Here is an 18758-nt window from a genome sequence, read left to right as displayed (position 1 = left end):
GATCGCCATGATCAAGCTCGTTGTCGCCGGTGAGCGCGGTTGAGACGTCTGCGAAAGCGTCGGAGGACAGCGCCCTGCTAAAAAATTTGTGACGCTAAGATGGGGTGGCGACTTTGGGTTGCAATTCGATATCGCCGTTCGGACGTTTGGCCGACGTCAGGCCGTAGAGAGACGAGGCGGCCGCTACGAAGTCGCTGTTTTGGCCGGCGGGAAACACGCCGGTGATACGGCGGTCGGCGGGGACGCCGGCGCCGAGAACGATCTTCTCCTTGCAGTAGCGGTTCATCTCCGCAACGGCCTCGGAGAGGACCGCGTCCTGGAACTTCAGCTTACCCGTCGTCCAACTCGTTTCGTTGGATACGTCGACCGAGACGAGGTGGGCCTTGCTTGGCGCCTTGTCTTCGATGGCCAACGCCTGACCAGGCGTGAGCCGCCAGGACGCTTTGGGCGCGTCCTGATCGGTGACCTGGACGCTGCCTTGCGCCAGCGTCACCAGTACACGCTTGCTAGTCCGTCGGACTTCGAACCGCGTGCCAAGCGCGCGAACTTCGGTTTCCGCGGCAGCCACGACAAACGGACGCGCGGTATTGTGCGCAACATCGAAGAAGGCCTGGCCGCGCAGCAGTTCGATGCGCCGCTCGCTGCGGCTGTAGCGCACGCGGACCTTGCTGTCGGTGCTGAGCTGGACGAGCGAGCCGTCCTCCAGTCGCGCACTGAACGTCTCGCCCACGCGTGTCGAGTACGTGGGTTGGCCCAAGATCAGCGCCGAGGCCAGGCCTGCAATGACGCAGGCGGCTACGCCAGCACCGATCAACACGCGCATCTGAACCGCAGAGCGCCGGACGGGAAGGGCGACGACTTCGGGTCCCCGCGCCATCGCTTCGGCGGCGGCCGCGCGCAAATCCGGATCGTCTTGCATCTGCGACATTGTCGACGAGATGTCCTCAAGGCGCTCGTATGTGGCCTTGTTCTCCGGGTCGGCCCGTCGCCAGGCGGAGAAGGCTTCGATGTCTTCTTGGCCAATCGGCACGCTGTTCAAACGGACGAAGAAGTCCGCGGCCTGCTTTGTGCGGCGAGGCGCTCGTTTCCGGTCTTTGATCATCTCGATCGCCGTCCTAGTCCCGCATGGCCGCTGACGTTCTGGCCAAGGCCCTGCGCATCCTATCCTTGACGGTCCGTTCGGGAATCCCCCGAAGCGCAGCGATCTCGCGATAGGTCAGCCCTTGGATGTGGGTCAGTACGAAAACATCGCGCAACTCTGGCGGTAGAGCCAGCACGATCTGCTTTAACAATAGCGCTTGCTCCTGCGGCGCCTCGGTCGATCGCGGCAGGAACATCTCTCGGTCAGTCGCGTGGTCGTTTTCGCGCTGGAGTTTGCGCATGCGATCGCGAGCCAGATTGTCGGCGACCGTGAGCAGGAAAGCCTTGTGGTGCCGGACTTCTCCTTCGCGCCCGGCGACGCGAAGCATTGCCTCGTGCGTGAGGTCGTCAGCGATGTCGCCGTATCGCCGCTGCAGCGCCTTGCGCAGCCAGGCTCCGTACCGGCGAAACAGCGACTCCATGGTTGGGGACGGATCGGCTGGGCCGACCGCCTGAGTGGGAAAGCCATCCATTGCGGGAAATCCACCTGAGGTTCCCCACAGAATCCTACAGCAAAGCAGTTTTTGAAAGATCAATTTTATATAAATCGACGTTTTGAAAAGCTGTGTGTTGCGGATCGGCTACCCGAACATCTGCCCAGTCGAGTGAGGTTGGGCAGCTGAATGGCATCGCTGGAGGAGCAGGTCGGAGCTTTGGTTCGCCACTTGCGGAAGCGCGCCAATCTCACCCAGGCAGAACTGGCCGAGCGCATCGACCGCCAGCCTGGAGCCGTTCAGAACATCGAGAACGGCAGAGCCGGTCCAACCTTTGAAACCATTGTGCGGTTGAGCCGAGCGCTTGATGTCGATGCCCGGGATTTGTTCGGCATCGGCGAGTTCGCTGCTCGCGACGGACGGGATGATCCTCTCGTTGACATCGTTGATTTGCTCGCGGGCCTGTCAGACGCTGACCTTGCAGCGGTCAAAGGACTGATCGAAGCCGCGCTGGCGTTCCGCAAAGGCTAGTTTCGCTCAAGCGCGCAGCCGTTCGCGTCTGACGCCGAAAAACGCCGCCTGCGCGCAGCAGGATCGTTGCCGGTCATATTCGACAATCGCTGTTAAGTCGCGCCTCTGGCGTAGCTTCTAGACACTTTTCGGTGCGCTTGCGGCGCCGCTCTGACGCCATGGCGCAATGGCCGCGCCGCTCGCCACTTCGGGACCGGGTCGGTCGCCGGGCGGCGGCGCCGGCGGCGGATGGCGCGCGTTTTCCGTCCTCGCCGTGCCTGCGCTGTGCTGGGAATTTTTGCGGCGCAATCCCGAGTATCGTGAGGATTTCGAGCGCGTTCGGCGCGACGGCGGCGTGATCGATCAGCGCTGGGGACTGGCGGCGACCGCTGATCCTGAGCTCGCGGCGGAGGATGCCCAGGTCGTCTGGCGCGAGGATGTAGCGCCAGGCTTGGTCGTTCCCGTCGAGCAAGCGTCGTTCGGCAAGCCTCGCGCCTCGACCATCGATCGCCATGCTCAGGTGTTGGGAGTTGATGGCCGACACATCAGGCTGCCGAGCGGGCTTCAGGTGCTGCTCCGGGGCAAGACGGCGCCTGAAGGGCCCTTGGTCGTCGTCCTGTCGTTCGACGCCGATTTCAGTCTGCGGGTCAGAGCGGTCGAGGCTTTGCGGCGCGCGGAACAGACCGATGTCGCGCCAAGATCGCGCCTGTCGGTGACGCAGCGAGACCGCTTGGCGCGAGCACTCTTCGCGCTCGATGGCGCGCTGGAAGGGCGCAGTTATCGCGATATCGCCACGCGGATCTTCGGCGAACTCGAAGACGAAGCGCCATTCAAGACCTCGTCGCTGCGCGACACCACGATCCGCCTGGTCCGACGCGGTCGGGCTCTGATGACCGGCGGCTACCTTCGTCTTCTAAAGGGCGGCTTCTAAAGGGTGGCGAAATTGGGGGAGGGCGGTCTTCGCCATCCGGCGGCGTTGCCTCTCAGCGCCAGGCTTTCCCCGAACCGCCGCCCGATGTCCGGGTCTTCCCGGCGGTGTCGAGGACCCCGCCATGCCCCCTCTCGATGGGGACGCCCTCGAGCGTCTCCTCCTTGCGCCAGAGGCCGCCAAGATCCTGCGCCTCTCCGTCGGCACGCTTGCCAAGCATCGCTGCTACGGCACGGGCCCTGTTTATCGAAAGAATGGCGGGCGCGTCGTCTACACTCTAAGCGACATCCAGGCATGGTCCCGCCACGGCGCGCGACGCTCGACGAGCGATCTCGACGCGGCGGTCGTGCGACCCGCCAAGCCCCACGCGGCGCAAGCCCCAGCCTATGCGGGGCGTCGCGATGACGCCTGAAGCGACGTCGCCCAACTTCACGCGCGTCGAGTTGGTCTTCCTCAAGGATCGCATCGAGCGTTGGCTGCGGTTTGGACGGCCGGTCGCCGAGCAGGTCCTAGATCGCCGCCGTCGCACGGTGATGTTCGCGCCGGGCGCGGTGTTCGCCTTCGTGAGGTGGCGGGCGGAAGCCTACGGTACGGTCGACTCCCGGATCGCCGTGCTCCGCGCGGTCGCGCCAGGCTCGGCCTTCACCACCTATCCGGAGGTCGCGCCGGGCGCGGAAATCCTGCTCGACATCTCGGGATGGTCCAAAGTCCAGGCTGTGCTCGAAGCTATCGATGGTGTCGAGCAGATTGGCCTGTCGCCGGTGTCGACAGCGCCAGACTACTGGCGACACGTTGGCGCCCGGGTCACGGTCGGGCTGCCACCGCGCGCTTACGACCGTGCCCGACACCGCGCGTGGCTCCTGCGCCGGGCGCTTCTGCCATGAACCGCCCCTCTGCTCATCCCGTGCTCGCAGGGGCGATGCTTGGCTGCGCGCTGATCGCTTTTGCCGGCAACGGGGATCGCGCGCCGCGGCTGCTGTTCAACGCCACGGCGAGCGCGCCGCTTGGCTTTTACACCGTCACGCCAGGGCGATTTGAGGTCGGGGACCTTGTCGCAATTTATCCACCGCCGGCGCTCGCCCGTTGGCTGGCCGGCCGCCACTACCTTCCCGCCAATGTGCCGCTTCTCAAGATCGTCGCGGCAGGCGAGGGCCAGGAGGTTTGCGGGCGGGATCGTCAGCTTTTCGTAGACGGTGTGCGCATCGCGAGCGTGAAGTCCGCCGATCGCTGGGGACGGATGTTGCCGGCTTTCGTCGGATGCCGGCGGCTCGGCGCTGAGGTCCTGCTCGTCAACCGCGCTTCCAACAGTCTCGATAGCCGCTACTTCGGTCCACTGCCGACGTCTGGCGTGGTCGGTCGTGCGCGCGCCCTCTGGACCTGGGAAGCGCGCTGATGAGCGACGCAACCTCCCTTTCCCTGTTCGGTGGGTTTGCCGGTCCTTTCCCCGTCCCGGTCGAGACCCCGTCGGCGGGGCGGCGCCGGCGCGGTCAAGGACGGCCGGTAGGCCGGCGCGTTTCGCGCCTTGTCCTTGACGGCGACCAGCCGGCTCGCACGCTCGTGGTGTCACCGTTGGACGGAAAAGCTTCGCGCGCGGCGCGCGCGGCCGCATTTCTTGCTGCGATCCTATGCCTGTTTGCGCATTGCGGCTTGGCCCGCGCGGCGGTGTCCGAGGACGGTAAGAGCGCCCCCAGCAACCAAGCGCTGATTGTCAGTCTTGCTGTCAATGAAGCCGCGGCCAAGTTTGCGCTTCCTCGCGCCTGGCTGCTTGCGGTGATCCGCGTCGAGAGCGGCGGGAACGCTCGGGCCATCTCGCCCAAAGGCGCGATGGGGTTGATGCAGTTGATGCCTTCGACCTGGCGCGAGCTCAGTGCGCAGCACGCCTTGGGCGAGGATCCGTTTGAGCCGCGCGCCAACGTCATGGCGGGCGCGGCATACCTGCGCCGCATGCACGATCGCTTCGGGTCGCCTGGCTTCCTTGCTGCGTACAATGCTGGGCCGGATCGCTACGCACGATACCTCGCTGGCGAGCGGGGGCTGCCGATGGAAACCCGTCTCTATGTGGCCCGGTTGGCCCCTTTGGTGCGTCTTGAAGCGGCGCCGACCGTCGTCATCGATTGGCGCTCGTCAGGCCTGTTCGTGGCTGGCGGACCGCGTCCCGAACTGGCTGGAGCCCGTCCATGACCTCCGAGCGTCAGAGGCCCGGGATGGTTCTGGGCAGCGAGGAAGAGAGGCGAGGGAAGCCTCACCTCCAAAGGCAACGTCTAAGGCAAGTTAAAAGGACAGGGACCATTGCTGCGCAAGTCCCTGATGGTGTTGGTGATTTCGAGGGACCTGCAGATCGCGTGCGGCCCTGTGATCAGCGAAAGTCCCTTAGAAACAGCGACTTGATAGGGACCTTTCACCTAACGGGCCATTGCCATGGGTCGTGACGATGAATTCGAGCTACGGCTTGGCCGGCTCGGTGATCGCGGCAAAGGCCAAGGGCGCGTCCGGGCTTTCACCGCCGACGTCATCGCCGCCACCCGGCGCGCCTCGAGCGGGATGATCAGTCAAGGCCGCGCCGTGCGAAGTCGGTCATTCGGGCGAGGGCGCGTCTCGGCTGAGCGGGCCAGCACACGCCGCGTCGTGGTCAAGGCGCGTGTCGTCCGTCACCAGGGCGCGCGGTTTCGGGCCGCCAGCCTGGGGACGCACCTCTACTACCTGCGCCGGGGCGGCGCCGGCAGGGATGGCCGAGCCGGTGAGGCTTTCGACCGCGACGGCGTCGCCGATCACGAAGCCTTTGCGTCCCGCTGCGAGACCGACCGCCATCACTTCCGTTTCATCGTTTCCCCGGAGGACGCCGACCGCCTGGCTGACCTTCGAGCAACGTCTCGTGACCTGATGGCGCAGATGGAACGCGACTTGGGCACAGCCTTGGACTGGATCGCCGTCGACCACTGGAACACCGACAATCCGCACCTCCACGTGCTTGTCCGGGGCGTCGGGGATGACGGCGCTGATCTGGTGATTAGTCGCGACTACATCAGCCGGGGGCTTCGCCAGCGGGCCGAAGCTCTCATGACCGAGGAACTCGGGCCCCGAACCCAGAAGGAGATCGATCAGGCCCTCGACCGGGAGGTCAAGGCGGAGCGGTGGACCAGCCTTGATCGACGGTTGCGAGATATCGCAGCGAGGGGCGATGGCGTTGTCGATCTTCGTCCTGCGGATCGGTTCGGATCCAGTGACTACAGGAGGCTCATCGGGCGGGCCCAGGTGCTTGAGCGGTACGGTCTGGCTGACGAGGTCGCTCCGGGGCGATGGCGTTTGGCGACTGATCTTGAGGCGCGCATGCGCGAACTCGCCCTCCGTGGGGACATCATCAAGTCGCTGCACCAGGCCATGGGCGCTGAAGAGCGGGACGCTGCAGACCTCGTCATTCAGGGCGGTCGGATTGAGGCGCCGATCGTGGGCCGGCTTGTCGAACGCGGGCTCCACGACGAGCTCAATGGCGAAGCCTTCGTCGTTGTCGATGGGACCGACGGTCGTTTGCACCACATCAGGCTCAAGGACTTGGGCGCGGCGGGCGACACGCCTGTAGGCGGTCTTGTTGAAGTGCGCGGTGGTAACGGCGGTGAAGCGGGAGCGCAGCTTATCCACCGCGCCGATCTGTCGATCCAGGCCCAGGTCTCTGCTGATGGAGCCACCTGGCTTGATCGCCAACTCGTCGTCGCTGAGCCGGCGCCGCTCGCCAGGCGAGGGTTTGGGGTGGAGGTTCGAAACGCGCTCGCAGCGCGACAAACCCACTTGGCCGGACAGGGGCTTGGGCAGGTTCGCGATGGCCGGTTCGAGCCGGCGCCTGGCTTGATCGCCAAGCTCCGCGACGGGGAACTCGCCCGGGTGAAAGCCGAACTTGGCGCCCGAGCTAGCACTGCGCCAGCGGGGGAGGGCGAGACCGTCGCGGGGACCTATGTGCGCCGCCTGGACCTCGCCTCAGGGCGGTTCGCGATGATCGACGATGGGATGGGGTTCCAGCTCGTGCCTTGGACCCGGGCGCTGGAGAGCGAGATCGGACAAGAGGTGCGGGGGACGGTCATGAAGACCGGGATGGATTGGACTTTGCGGAAGAAGCGCGGGCTTGGCCTTTGAAGGTGCAAGCAGATGAGCGGTACGAAAATTCTATGGGGCCAGATCATCGTCGTCGCGGCCCTGGTGATCGGCGGCGTATGGCTGGCGACGCAATGGACCGCCTGGCAGCTGGGGTACCAGCCTCGACTTGGTCCGCCGTGGTTTGAGCTGGGTGATCAGCCCATCTACCCGCCGCCGGCCTTCTTCGTCTGGTGGTTCATATTCGATGCCTATGCGCCGTCGGTGTTCGCGCGCGGCGCTTTCATCGCGGCCGGTGGCGCGCTGCTCGGCGTTGGCGCGGCAATCGCCATGTCGATCATGCGCGCCCGCGAGGCCAAGTCCGTTACGACCTATGGGTCGGCTCGCTGGGCCAACCTGCAGGATCTTCGCGCCGCAGGCCTTCTTGGCGAGCACGGTGTGATGCTCGGGCGGTTCGACGGCCACTACCTTCGCCACTCTGGTCCCGAACACGTGCTGTGCTTTGCGCCGACCCGAAGCGGCAAGGGCGTGGGGCTCGTCGTTCCAACCCTGCTGACCTGGCCCGGCTCGGCGGTGATCCACGACATCAAGGGGGAGAACTGGAGCGTCACCGCCGGCGCCAGGGCGCGTTTCGGTCACGTTCTGCGCTTCGACCCTACCGATCCAACGAGCAGCGCCTACAATCCGCTGCTGGAGGTTCGCCCAGGCCCGACAGAGGTCCGAGACGTCCAGAACGTCGCCGACATCCTTGTCGACCCGGAAGGCGCGCTCGAGCGGCGCAATCACTGGGAGAAGACCTCCCACAGCCTTTTGGTCGGTGTGATCTTGCATGTGCTCTACGCCGAGGCCGACAAAACCCTCGCCGGCGTCGCCAACTTCCTCGCCGACCCATCGCGCAGCATCGAGGCGACGCTCAGGGTGATGATGACGACAGCGCATCTTGGCGATGGCGTCCATCCCGTCGTCGCCAGCGCGGCGCGCGAACTCCTCAACAAGAGCGACAACGAACGCAGTGGAGTGCTCTCGACGGCGATGAGCTTCCTGGGGCTCTACCGCGACCCGGTGGTGGCCGCGGTGACCTCGCGGTGCGACTGGCGGATCGCCGACCTGGTGGAGGCCGACAAGCCAGTGAGCCTCTACCTGGTGGTGCCGCCGTCCGACATCAGCCGCACCAAGCCGCTGATTCGGCTGATGCTCAATCAGATCGGCAGGCGCCTGACCGAAGGACTGGAGATCTCGCGATCGCGACGGCCGCTGCTCTACATGTTCGATGAGTTCCCGTCGCTCGGGCGCCTCGATTTTTTCGAGACCTCGATCGCTTTCATGGCTGGCTACAAAATCCGCACGTTCCTGATCGCTCAGTCCCTGAACCAGATCGAAAAGGCGTACGGGCCCAACAACTCCATCCTCGACAACTGCCATGTGCGGGTGGCGTTCGCGACCAATGACGAGCGCACCGCCCGCCGGGTCAGCGACAGTCTTGGCACCGCCACAGAGATGCGGGCGATGAAGAATTTCGCGGGGCACCGCCTGTCGCCGTGGCTTGGCCACTTGATGGTCTCGCGCCAGGAAACCGCTCGCGCGCTGCTTACACCGGGCGAAGTGATGCAGCTCCCGTCGCAGGACGCCATCATTTTCGTCGCCGGCACGCCGCCCATTCGAGCGCGCAAGATCCGCTATTTCGCTGACGCACGCTTGGCGGATCGCGTGCAGCCGATCGGCGATGCGGCGACTACCCTTCAATCGGCCGAAGGATCAGCGTGGGACCGGTTTTCGATTGCAGCGTCCGGGGCTGGCATTGTGCGACCTGCACTAGATTCGGGTGACGAGGGCGGCCTGCAGCAGGCGCCGGAATTGGCCGGTCATGAGCATGTGCCGATGTCGCCGGCGCCATCGGACGAGCCCGAGCAAGATCTGGATGGCGATGAGGTGCAGCAGGGCGGAGAGCTCCAGCGGCGTTTCGCTGGGGTCGCGCGACAGGCGGCAATGGACCACGACGACGGCATTCCGCTTGGCGGTGATGCGTGAAGATCGCGACCAAGGTTTTCTTGCCGCCGGAGACGATCCGCAAGCTGGACGCGCTGGCTCAACGGACGGGCAAGGGTAAGTCGGAAATCGCGCGTGCGGCGATCGAGTCCTACCTCTCGCCAGATGCCGCGGAGGCCGCCGAAGCCGCGGTCACCCGGCGCCTCGACCGACAGGCGAGGCAGCTTGACCGGTTGGAGCGGGATCTGACGATCGCGACCGAGGCGTTGGCGCTGCTGGTGAAAACTTGGCTGAAGGTGACGCCAGCAATGTCGATGGCGGAGGACCGCGCCGCGAGCGCGAAAGGGCAGGAGCGCTATGCCGCGTTTGTGGATCTGCTGGCGCGGCGATTGTCGGAAGGGAGGCTCTTAAGGAAGGAGGTCCTGGCGGAGAGTGATTATGGCCGGATTTGACTGATCGCTGACCTTGGGAAGGTCCGCTAGGTGCTAGGGCCGCTCAGCCATTTCGCATAGGCCCGGATATCGATCATCGGAACCGTCGCAGTTTCCTGGAGACGCGCGATCAGCTCGAAGAGAAACGCCGTCGCCGGCTTTTCCATCGGGGCCACGACGTGGCAGCCGCCGCTGTCGCAAGAGAACAGCCCGTGTGCGGCGACGCAGCCGAGGTCCAGGCGATCGTGGGCAGACGTCGTCGCCAGCGCGGCCTTCAGAGGCGCTCCCAGGGGAGGGGACCAGTCGCTCTCAAAGGTGAGCAGGCCGCCTAGGATGTGCTGCAGCGGCTTGGGCGGATAGGTTCCGCCGGCGTGCGGAATCGGAAGGCTCGTTCGGTGAAGGGCTCGAACACTGGCCACCTTGTCCTTGGCGTAGCCGACCTGCGCGGCGTTGATGGCCTGCTTGGCCTCGAAGACCGCGTAGACGCTTTCGGCCGGGATGACCGTTGCGCCCTGGTAGCTGAAAATGAAGGGCGAGTACTGCCGATCGAAGACGACGACGTCGATCTGGTCGCTGAACCCGCCGAGGCTGTCGACCACGTGGGCGGAGGCGGCGCTGTAGCGCTTCGGCAGGTAGCTCTGCAGGAGTTCTAGCCAGACGGCCTCGCTGGCGTCCCCCTTCGTACCGGGGTGACCGAGGGTCTTGCGCACGGTCTCCAGCTTTAGCTGGATGTCGTCGTGGAGCCCAGACAGGAGTTTTTGCAGCGACCAGGTGCTCATCGGCGGATCTCCGTCGCGGCGGCCTCGTCCTTGAAGGGCGGGGTCGGCGTCGCCCTTCGGGCCAACTCCAGCGCCCGTGCCGGATCGACGGCCCTGTGCGGATAGGCGTCGAGCACGATGGAGGGGAGCAGGCGTTGGGTCAGGTCCGACGAGGTGAACCCGTAGGGACGCGCTCCAACCTGCGGACCGGTCGCCGCGACCATGGCGTCGATCTGTTGCGGCGAGAAGCCCAACGGGTCCAGGCGGCTCGACAGGATGAAACGACGCTGGGCGTCGCTTGGCCGACCGAAGGTTAGGATGTCAGCGGCCCGACGCTGGATCGCCGGGTCCAGCGCGTTCAAGCGATTGGTGCACATGATGATGGCGGCCGGCAGCGCCGCATTGGCGATCCGGTCAATGCCGCGGATGAACGCGTTCACGCCGGCCCGGTCTTCATGGTGCATCTGCGCTGCCTCGCGCGACTGGGCCAGGGCGTCGGCCTCGTCGATCAGCAGGATGACCGCACCGCGAGACTTGCCTGGGGACTTCAGCTTGCTGGCCGCCTCGACCGTGTAGTCGAAGGCGGCGGACACCAGCTGCGTCATCTCACCGACCCGGCCCTGACCGCGGGTCGCCAGGCTGAGGGGATAGAGCGTGATGTCGATCCGCTCCTGGCGGGCGACGGCGTCGCCGATCGTCTCGGCAAGTTCGGTCTTGCCCGACCCAATGTCGCCGGCCAGCACGACCAGCGGCGGCCGGCGCACCACGGTATCGACCAGCGACTTGGCGCCGGGGTGGTGGCGCGCGGCCCAGGCGTCGAGGCCGGCGGGATTGACCAGCAAGCTCAGGACTTTGGTCAACCGGTCCTTCTGCTCGTCCAGGCCTACGAGGCGGTTCAGACGCGCCTGCGGGTCGATGTCGGGATATGCGATCCGGCGCTCGAAGAGCTCGTCCAGGGTGGGTTTGGTGTTCATCAGAAGCTCCGGACGCTAGCGCGATCGAGGGCGCGGCCGCCCGCCGAATAGGTGCGATCTTGGGCGAGGTAGCCGCTGATCGTCGGCGCGGCTGCGCCGTTGCGGCTGAAGGGCAAAGTGGCTTCGAAGGCCGTTTGCTGGGCCGAGGTCAGCGCGTCCCAGGCCGTGCTGCAGACGAGGTAGCTGGCGAATTTAGCCCCGGTGACGTCGGCGCCCGGACGGATACGTCCCGGGTCGTCGTCCCCCGCCGCGCCCTCGGCCAAGTCCCTGGCGGTGTAGCGGATGGTCGGTTCGATCCAGGCGCCGTTCCGCTGGAAGCCGTAGGTGACCTCCTTCAGATAGCCGGCCTTGAGCAGTTCGGTCGCCTCGGCCTCGAACTCGGCGATGCGCGTGTCGCTGGGCGAGCCGTAGAGGCGCTGGATCCGCTTCAAGTCGGTGGCGACCTTCGCGGCCATATGACGGGCGTGCGTGACCGTGAAGGTCACCGTCTCGGTATAGCTGGAGCTGTACGACATCGGGCGCCTCAGACCTGGAACTGGGAGCCGAAGACCTTCTGCCAGTAGGCGACGGTCAGTTGCTTGGTGGGGGCGTAGAGCGCCGCGTCGATCGCGTCGCTGGCGTCGAGGGCCGCGTCGACGATGTCCGCCGCTTGCGCCGTCGTGTAGAGGCGGGCGACGTTGTTGTCGGCGTTGACCGGGTCGATGATCCGGACCGGTCCGGCATGGGCCGGCACCGTATTGGCGGCATAGTAGTCAGTGAAGGCGATCTGGTCCTTCAGGCCGCTACGCGCCAGGTAAGTGAAGAAGTTTTGCAGGGCCTCGGGATAGTCGGAGAGATCGAGCCCATCGTCGCAGAGCTTGGCCATGATCATTTCGATCATGAAGCTCTTGAAGCGGAAGCCCTCGCGCTCGGCTTTCTGGCGTCGCGCCCAGAACTTCACGAGCCGCACGACCTGGGCGAAGTCGTTCGGCTGCGCCTGCTTGCGCTTCTTGGCGAACTCCAGGTGGCGCGGAATGCTGGTCTTCAGGAACGAGCCATCGTCCTGGCTGACGAGGTTGCCGTACCAGTCCGGATCGCCATCGTAGAGGATGGGTACGATATCGACGTCCAGTCCGGTCCCCTTGAAGGACACGGTGACGCTGTAGGTCTGGGGCTGGACCTGGTCGGGCGTGAAGTTCGGGAACGCCTTGCGCAGCCGTTCGGCCAGATAGACGAGCAGGGCGTCGATCTGCTGGGGCGCATTGGCGCCGCTGATGTAACAGGCGACATCGATGTCGTTGAGCGAACGGAGCGCCGTGCCCTTGGCCAGGCTTCCGGACAACAGCATCTTCTTGAGCGTGAAGTCGGGGTGTTCGGAGAGATAGCCCTCGAGCTTCTCACGCAGGCGCCGGGCCTGCGCACGGTACTCGTCAGCCTTGTCTTTCGGGAGATTGACCTTGTCCTGCGCGAAGCTGACGAGGTCCTTGTGATCTACGTGGTCGCGTGACACGCGCCGCTCCTGTCAGAGCTTGATGGGACAAGCTGTTGCTGGGGGCTATCGTGCGTGTTGAGCAGGTCAAAACCTGTCACCCTCGCATCGAGGCGAGATGAGGCTGGGGAGCCGGGCGAGGATGGACAGGAGTGTTAGCGCCAGGCCGAGTTGGAACTTACCCTGGAAGGTTGGTGATCCATGTCCCTGCGGAAGCAAGCTGGTCTTTGGTCGCTGCTGCCTGCAGCGGGACGGCCGCCCCTATCTGCGGCTCGGTTCGATACTGCCGCCAGGCGAGCCGACCGGGTACGCCCATCCCAGATGCTACCTGGCCTCCTCGTGCAATTGCTCAACGGCGATCAGCCGCGAGCACTATATCAGCCGCGGGATGATTGCGGGGCCTGAGGTGAAGGTCCAGGGCATGCCCTGGCAAGCCGAACCTGTCCTTCGCTTGTCTCCTGACGCCCTGACTTCGAAGGTGCTTTGCCGACGCCACAACCAGGCCCTATCGCCTCTGGACGAGCATGCGCTTCGTGCTTTCCGCGAGGTCGGCAAGGCGCGCGACCATGCGACTCGGCGCTCGCTCAGCCGGCGCCCCTACGCGGCGATCCTGTCCGGCGAGGCGCTTGAGCTTTGGGCGCTCAAGACCATGGCCGGCTGCTACGCGTCGGGCATGGAATTCATGGTGGGGCCACGGCGTTTCCGGGAAGCCCCGCCGCCCATGGCCCAGATCGCGGAAATCCTGACAAGCCCGCGACCGAGGGCTCTGGTAAGCCTGGATATTCCGGCCGAGGCAGAGGCGCACGAGGCGTCCCTCGGACGGTCGGCGGTCTCCATCATCCCTCTCTACGAGGATGGAGACGACATGATGAGCGCCTTCATGGTCCGCATGCATGGCCTTGGGTTCAAGTTCCACTTCAAGGATAGCGGGACTGCGCAGGACGCGGCTGGATTGGTTCGACCCCACATGGTCGACCTCATCGGGCCCCTGCGCAAAAGCCGCCTCTACCTGGGCTGGCCCGAAGCCGTGACGGGCCGATATGTCTTTATCAAGCTGCGACAGTCCGACGCCGTGCCGCGTGAGCGAGGCCGTCCAGGGCGATCCGAGCGCGGCGATTGACGGGCGGCGAACGCGCCGGTTCGCCGATAGGCTTTGCGGGGCGGCGTCATCGAGCATCGCTGGCCGCCTTCGATCACCCCGTGATGGGGTACTGGCTTTGTTCCCGTGACAGCTTTTGACCTGGCTGGAGCTCAAGGTGGGGCGTCAACACCCCCTCCCCAATGAGGTTTCCGATCATGGCTACGCGTTATGTGAACAAGTCCGGCAAGGATAAGGACGGCGACATCACCAAGCTCTGCAATGCGGGGCAGACGTGGTCGCCGCGCCTGAAGGCCGACGCGATCTACGACATCGAGAACAAGATCCACGACTACTACGTGTCGTGGACGGACGGCCAGACGACCCAGATCAAGGTCGTCAACGGCGCGACCGGCAAGTACCTGCGCACGCAGCGGGACGGCTCGACGAAGAACAACCTCGACGACCTGCCCGACTGCTAGGACCTTGTCCATCGCGATGCGATCGGAACGGCGTGTCCGTTCCGATCGCCACCGCCTTCACGGCAAGGCGGGAAAGTCGCCCCTTCGATGGCGCTCCACCATGTCGCGCAGCGCCCGAGGCGCGAGCACTTCAACCGCATCGCCCCAGGCATAAAGATGCCAGCACATCTCCAGATGCCCCGACGCCTGAAACCGGACGATCAAGCCGCCATCGGCGGTTTCTTCCAAGGTCTGGGTCGGATGGAACGTGTAGCGGCGAGCATGGGCCGCGGCGTGGGGCGCGAACTTCCAGACCACTTCGCCGTGCTCGGCCTGGCTGATGTAGGATCCAAACGCCTGCTGGGCGTGGGCCTGGATGCTGAAGCCCTGGTCGGAGACGAAAGTCTCGGCCAGGACCTCCGCCTGTTCGATCTCTTCCACTCGGTAGTGCAGCAGCTGGCCGGCGGGTTTGGCGGTGTCGCGTGCGACGAGATAGCGGCGCACGCCCAGCAACAGCCCGTGTGGCGCCACGGTCCGATCGCGCGGCGCCTCATCGGTTCGTCCCCGGTAGCGGATGCGCAGCAGGAAGGGGCCTTTCAGGGCCTCGGATATGGCCTCGTCGACCGACGGGTTGGCTGCCCGTCGCGGACCTGGTCTTGCGGCATGGCCGAGGGCTTCGAGAAGGGCCTCCTCGTCGGCCTCGAGCCGAACGCTCGTCTGGGCGGGGATCAGGGCCCGCACCTTCAGTTCAAGCTGGCGCACCAGTCTCGCCTCGGCCTCCATGCCCTCGACACGAAGGGTGTTGCGCGTGGCGGCCAGGGCGCTGAGCTCCTCGGCCGTGGGCGTAAGCAGCGCGGCCATGGCGCGGGTGGGCAAGCGCCAGCAGGCTCGGCGGTCGTCCTCGGTCGTGTGCTCGGTAAGCGGAAAACTGGCGCAGAGCGCATCCGTCATCCGCTGGGCCGTGCGGCGAGACACCGAAAATTCCGCCTCGATGTCGGCCAAGGTCACCCCCGTCCGGCGTGCGGCCATCGTCGCTAGGCGAATGAGTTCCTGGGCCTTGTTGAAAGACAAGTCGCACCCCTCATGCGTGACAGTCCAGCATACACCCGTCATGGTGTAGCTTGAATTAGGGAGAAACGCTCGTGCGAATGATCGACGGCGCGCTGCGCCTCTCGGCTTCAGACCTCATGCGCTTCAAGGGCTGCGCGCACGCGACCGCGCTTGACCTGCGGCAACTGGAACTGGGCGACCTGGAGCCTGACGACGACAGCGCCGAGGCCCAGCTGCTCCAGAAGCAGGGCGATGATCACGAGCTGGCCTTTCTCGCCAGCCTCAGGGAACAAGGGCGTTCGATCATCGAGATCCCCAAGGACGGACTCTCGCTGGAGCAATCGGTCGCCCTTACCCAACAGGCTCTGGCTCAGGGCGCGGATGTCATCTTCCAGGGCGCCTTCCTGGGCGGCGCCTGGGGCGGCTACTCCGACTTCCTTGAGCGCGTCGAAAGGCCCTCCGCCCTGGGCGACTATTCCTATGAGGTCGTCGACACCAAGCTGAGGCGCTCTCCAGACCCCAAGCACGTTCTCCAGCTGGCGCTCTATTCGGACCTGCTGGCCGATGTACAGGGCTTGCCCCCCGAGCAGGCGCATCTGCAGCTTGGTGATGGCAGCCGGTTCTCGGCGTCGCTGGCGGAGTTGTCCGCCTATGCTCGTCTTTCTCGGTCCAAGCTGGAGACCTTTGTCGCGTCGCGCCCCGCGACACGGCCCGAGCAGGTTGGCGCATGTAACCTCTGCCGCTGGCGTACGAAGTGCCGCACGGAATGGGAACAGGGCGACAGCCTGGCGCTCGTGGCGGGTGCGACCCGCGGCCAGAGGGTCAAGATCGAGGAAGCCGGCGTTCGGTCAATGGCGGCATTGGCGGCTTTCTCCGGAAAGATTCCGAACCTGGCTGGGCCAACGCAGGAGAAGCTCCAGGCCCAGGCCCGCCTGCAGACGGCGCGGCGGGCGGGCGGCGAGCCGTCCTTTCTCCTGAAGCCCTACGAGGCCGGGCGGGGTTTCGGCCTTCTGCCCGAGCCGGATGAAGGCGACGTTTTCTACGACATCGAGGGCGATCCCTATTTTCCGGGAGGGCTGGAGTATCTTCACGGGTTCTGGCTGAAAGTCGGCGGGCAATGGACGTTCAAGGCGTTCTGGGCCCACGACCGCGGCGCCGAGGGCAAGGCGGTCGCTGACCTGCTGGCTTTTCTGGTCGAACACTTCGCCAGGCACCCCAAGGCCCACATCTACCACTACGCCCACTACGAGGTCGCCGCGCTCCGTCGCCTGACGGCGCAGCATCGCACTGGCGAGGCGGCCATGGACCAGCTGCAGCGGGAGCTGCGGTTCGTCGATCTCTTCCGTGTGGTCGCGGGGGGACTGGTCGCTTCCGAGGGAGGCTATTCGATCAAGGATCTCGAGGTCTTCTACATGAACAAGCGCGGTGGCGAGGTAGCGACCGCCGGTGCCAGCGTGGTGGTCTACGAGCAGTGGCGCGAGCAGGGCGATGCGGCCCTTCTCGAACAGATTCGCGACTACAACGAGACCGATTGCCGATCGACCCAGTTGCTCCGTGACTGGCTTGTCGAGAAGGTCCGCCCCAAGGGCATGGCCTGGCGGCAACCGGGGCCCGCACCCGAGGCCGGACCGCTGTCGAACGTGGCTGAGGAAGACGCCGCCCTCGCTGAATTACATGTGCGGCTGGAGCCGGTTTTCCAGGCCTATGGCGACGAGGTTGGCCAGCTCCTGATGGACTTGAGCGATTTTCATGCCCGCGAGGACAAGCCGACCTGGTGGTCGATCTTCGATCGTCTGGGGCGTGAGAGCGACGACCTCATCGAGGACCTGGAGTGCATCGCCGGCCTCGAAGCGACAGGTCCTGCTGTTCCAGACAAGCGATCCTTCGTGCGGACCTATGCTTTTCCAGAACAGGAAACCAAGCTGCGATCGGGCAAGCGCCCATGCGTCAAGCCGGCTGACGCGCCGATCGCGGTCGAGCTCAAGGATATTGATCCTGTCGCCCGCACCCTGAGCCTCAGGAGCACGGCCAAGAATTTCGTGCTGCCCGAGCGGCTCGACCTCGTTCCGCCCAAGCCGATCAGCAACGGCCCGTTGCGCGACGCCGTGGCCGCGGTCAGGGATGGGTTCATCGCCGGAGCTCCACATCCGGCCATCGAGCAACTGCTGCAGCGTTCGCCGCCTAGGTTCTCCAACGGCCTGCGGCCCCAGGGCGTGGTCGATCCGCAAGGAGCCCTGCCGGAAGAGACCAGCAGCGCCATCGCCGCCATGGATCGAACGGTTCTGGCGATCCAGGGACCGCCAGGCACGGGCAAGACCTATGTCAGCGCCTGGGCGATCGTGGATCTGGTAAAAAGCGGCCGGCGGGTCGCCGTCTCCTCCAACAGCCACAAGGCCATTGCAAACTTGCTCGAAGCCGTGGATGCGCGCGCCCGGGCGATGGGTGTCAGGTGCAACATCGTGCAGAAGACGTCCGAGGATGATGGCGAGGAGGCGGAAGCCTCCGGCATCACCCGGGTCAACGATAACGACGCGCCGGAGATCGCCGCCGCGCACGTGGTCGGCGCCACAGCCTGGCATTTTGCCCGATATGGCCAGGCGGCCTTCAGTCACCTATTCGTCGACGAAGCGGGGCAGGTCTCGCTGGCCAACCTGATCGCCATGTCCAGGTCCGCGCAGAACCTGGTGCTGGTCGGCGACCCCATGCAGCTGGCCCAGCCTCTGCAAGGCCTTCATCCAGGGCAGAGCGGCCAATCCTGCCTCGAATACCTGATGGCCGGCCATCGCGTCGTGCCAGCCGATCGCGGCGTCTTCATGCCCTTGAGCCGGCGCATGCATCCGCACGTCTGCGGGTTCATCTCCAAGGCTGTCTATGAAGGGCGGTTGCGCAGCGACGAAGGGGCGGCCCGGCAAGTGCTGGCCAACGCCGCCGGCAAGCAACTGGTCGGCGCATGCCTGTCTCCGATCAATCACGTGGGACGTTCCCAGGTCTGTCCCGAGGAGATCGGCGCGATCGCCGCGGCGGTCGACGAACTCCTGGGGGCCACCTTCCGGGACCGAGATGGCGGCGAGCGGCTGATCGGCCATGGAGATATCCTGGTGGTCGCGCCCTACAACGCCCAGGTCAACGCCTTGCGGGCCGCGCTTCCCCCCGCGGTCCGTGTGGGGACCGTGGACCGCTTCCAGGGGCAAGAGGCGCCGATCTGCCTGATCTCGATGACGACCTCAAGCGGGGACGAACTTCCTCGCGACATCGAGTTCCTGTTCTCGCTCAACCGCATCAACGTGGCTATCTCGCGCGCCCAGGTCACCGCCCTGATGTTCGCCAGCCCGGCGCTTCTGGAGACGCCCTGTCGGACCATTCGCGAGATGTCGCTGGTCAACACCCTCTGCATGCTGGCCGAGTATAGGCCTGAGAACATGGAACCTAGCTAGGAGGCATCCGATGCGGGGTGCAG

General features: G+C 65.5%; 19 protein-coding genes and 1 pseudogene. 13 read left to right on the top strand and 7 right to left on the bottom strand.

Annotated features, from left to right (window positions below; genetic code table 11):
• Nucleotides 1-94: 94 nt before the first annotated feature.
• Both AC07N1_RS03190 and AC07N1_RS03185 read right to left on the bottom strand, forming a co-directional pair.
• Entirely contained in the window at nucleotides 95-1102 is a 1008-nt protein-coding gene (locus AC07N1_RS03190) for a FecR family protein (RefSeq protein WP_494670472.1), read from the bottom strand.
• A 13-nt stretch (nucleotides 1103-1115) separates the two neighbouring features.
• Nucleotides 1116-1613, bottom strand: coding sequence for an RNA polymerase sigma factor (locus AC07N1_RS03185; protein WP_494670471.1), 498 nt, complete (start codon nucleotides 1611-1613; stop codon nucleotides 1116-1118).
• Between the two features lie 150 nt (nucleotides 1614-1763).
• On the opposite strand from AC07N1_RS03185, the gene AC07N1_RS03180 reads away from it, so the two are divergent.
• From AC07N1_RS03180 to AC07N1_RS03140, 9 genes are all read left to right on the top strand, one after another.
• Nucleotides 1764-2105: a helix-turn-helix domain-containing protein gene (locus AC07N1_RS03180; RefSeq protein WP_494670470.1), complete on the top strand. Its 342-nt coding sequence runs from the start codon at nucleotides 1764-1766 to the stop codon at nucleotides 2103-2105.
• Nucleotides 2106-2271: 166 nt separating this feature from the next.
• Nucleotides 2272-3015, top strand: coding sequence for a DNA -binding domain-containing protein (locus tag AC07N1_RS03175; protein WP_494670469.1), 744 nt, complete (start codon nucleotides 2272-2274; stop codon nucleotides 3013-3015).
• Nucleotides 3016-3136: 121 nt separating this feature from the next.
• Entirely contained in the window at nucleotides 3137-3424 is a 288-nt protein-coding gene (locus AC07N1_RS03170; protein ID WP_494670468.1) for a helix-turn-helix transcriptional regulator, read from the top strand.
• Entirely contained in the window at nucleotides 3414-3896 is a 483-nt protein-coding gene (locus AC07N1_RS03165) for a DUF2840 domain-containing protein (RefSeq protein WP_494670467.1), read from the top strand. The genes AC07N1_RS03170 and AC07N1_RS03165 overlap by 11 nt, the downstream gene beginning before the upstream one ends.
• Nucleotides 3893-4405, top strand: coding sequence for a S26 family signal peptidase (locus AC07N1_RS03160; RefSeq protein WP_494670466.1), 513 nt, complete (start codon nucleotides 3893-3895; stop codon nucleotides 4403-4405). Before AC07N1_RS03165 ends, AC07N1_RS03160 begins: the two co-directional genes overlap by 4 nt.
• The gene (locus AC07N1_RS03155; protein ID WP_494670465.1) at nucleotides 4405-5193 is read left to right on the top strand and encodes a lytic transglycosylase domain-containing protein; all 789 of its coding nucleotides are present in this window, start codon (nucleotides 4405-4407) and stop codon (nucleotides 5191-5193) included. Before AC07N1_RS03160 ends, AC07N1_RS03155 begins: the two co-directional genes overlap by 1 nt.
• A gap of 237 nt (nucleotides 5194-5430) precedes the next feature.
• Nucleotides 5431-7137, top strand: coding sequence for a DUF3363 domain-containing protein (locus tag AC07N1_RS03150; protein ID WP_494670464.1), 1707 nt, complete (start codon nucleotides 5431-5433; stop codon nucleotides 7135-7137).
• Between the two features lie 12 nt (nucleotides 7138-7149).
• The gene (locus tag AC07N1_RS03145; RefSeq protein ID WP_494670463.1) at nucleotides 7150-9123 is read left to right on the top strand and encodes a conjugal transfer protein TraG; all 1974 of its coding nucleotides are present in this window, start codon (nucleotides 7150-7152) and stop codon (nucleotides 9121-9123) included.
• Nucleotides 9120-9533, top strand: coding sequence for a ribbon-helix-helix protein, CopG family (locus AC07N1_RS03140; RefSeq protein WP_494670462.1), 414 nt, complete (start codon nucleotides 9120-9122; stop codon nucleotides 9531-9533). The genes AC07N1_RS03145 and AC07N1_RS03140 overlap by 4 nt, the downstream gene beginning before the upstream one ends.
• A 26-nt stretch (nucleotides 9534-9559) precedes the next feature.
• Here AC07N1_RS03140 and AC07N1_RS03135 read toward each other — a convergent pair whose 3' ends face one another.
• The 4 genes from AC07N1_RS03135 to AC07N1_RS03120 are packed head-to-tail and all read right to left on the bottom strand — an operon-like array spanning nucleotide 9560 to nucleotide 12733.
• Nucleotides 9560-10291, bottom strand: coding sequence for a DUF6602 domain-containing protein (locus AC07N1_RS03135; RefSeq protein ID WP_494670461.1), 732 nt, complete (start codon nucleotides 10289-10291; stop codon nucleotides 9560-9562).
• The gene (locus AC07N1_RS03130; RefSeq protein ID WP_494670460.1) at nucleotides 10288-11244 is read right to left on the bottom strand and encodes an AAA family ATPase; all 957 of its coding nucleotides are present in this window, start codon (nucleotides 11242-11244) and stop codon (nucleotides 10288-10290) included. The genes AC07N1_RS03135 and AC07N1_RS03130 overlap by 4 nt, the downstream gene beginning before the upstream one ends.
• Nucleotides 11244-11759, bottom strand: coding sequence for an HORMA-1 domain-containing protein (locus AC07N1_RS03125; RefSeq protein ID WP_494670459.1), 516 nt, complete (start codon nucleotides 11757-11759; stop codon nucleotides 11244-11246). The genes AC07N1_RS03130 and AC07N1_RS03125 overlap by 1 nt, the downstream gene beginning before the upstream one ends.
• Nucleotides 11760-11767: 8 nt before the next feature.
• Entirely contained in the window at nucleotides 11768-12733 is a 966-nt protein-coding gene (locus AC07N1_RS03120) for a CBASS oligonucleotide cyclase (protein ID WP_494670458.1), read from the bottom strand.
• 97 nt (nucleotides 12734-12830) lie between these two features.
• On the opposite strand from AC07N1_RS03120, the pseudogene AC07N1_RS03115 reads away from it, so the two are divergent.
• From AC07N1_RS03115 to AC07N1_RS03105, 3 genes and pseudogenes are all read left to right on the top strand, one after another.
• Nucleotides 12831-12956: pseudogene (locus AC07N1_RS03115) on the top strand (SEC-C metal-binding domain-containing protein); the annotation flags it as partial.
• A 177-nt stretch (nucleotides 12957-13133) separates the two neighbouring features.
• Nucleotides 13134-13832: a hypothetical protein gene (locus AC07N1_RS03110; RefSeq protein WP_494670561.1), complete on the top strand. Its 699-nt coding sequence runs from the start codon at nucleotides 13134-13136 to the stop codon at nucleotides 13830-13832.
• Nucleotides 13833-14008: 176 nt separating this feature from the next.
• A complete protein-coding gene (locus AC07N1_RS03105) occupies nucleotides 14009-14272 on the top strand; it encodes a DUF3892 domain-containing protein (protein ID WP_125158179.1) in 264 nt (87 codons plus the stop codon).
• A gap of 57 nt (nucleotides 14273-14329) precedes the next feature.
• Here AC07N1_RS03105 and AC07N1_RS03100 read toward each other — a convergent pair whose 3' ends face one another.
• Nucleotides 14330-15253 (bottom strand): helix-turn-helix transcriptional regulator, encoded by a 924-nt coding sequence (locus AC07N1_RS03100; RefSeq protein ID WP_494670457.1) that lies wholly within the window; start codon nucleotides 15251-15253, stop codon nucleotides 14330-14332.
• Between the two features lie 146 nt (nucleotides 15254-15399).
• On the opposite strand from AC07N1_RS03100, the gene AC07N1_RS03095 reads away from it, so the two are divergent.
• Entirely contained in the window at nucleotides 15400-18735 is a 3336-nt protein-coding gene (locus AC07N1_RS03095) for a TM0106 family RecB-like putative nuclease (RefSeq protein ID WP_494670456.1), read from the top strand.
• The last annotated feature ends 23 nt before the right edge of the window (nucleotides 18736-18758 follow it).

This window comes from Caulobacter sp. GW821-FHT09B11 (assembly GCF_059418205.1).
The sequence above is the reverse complement of the archived record's forward strand: the minus strand, read 5'-3'. Positions and strand labels throughout refer to the sequence as shown.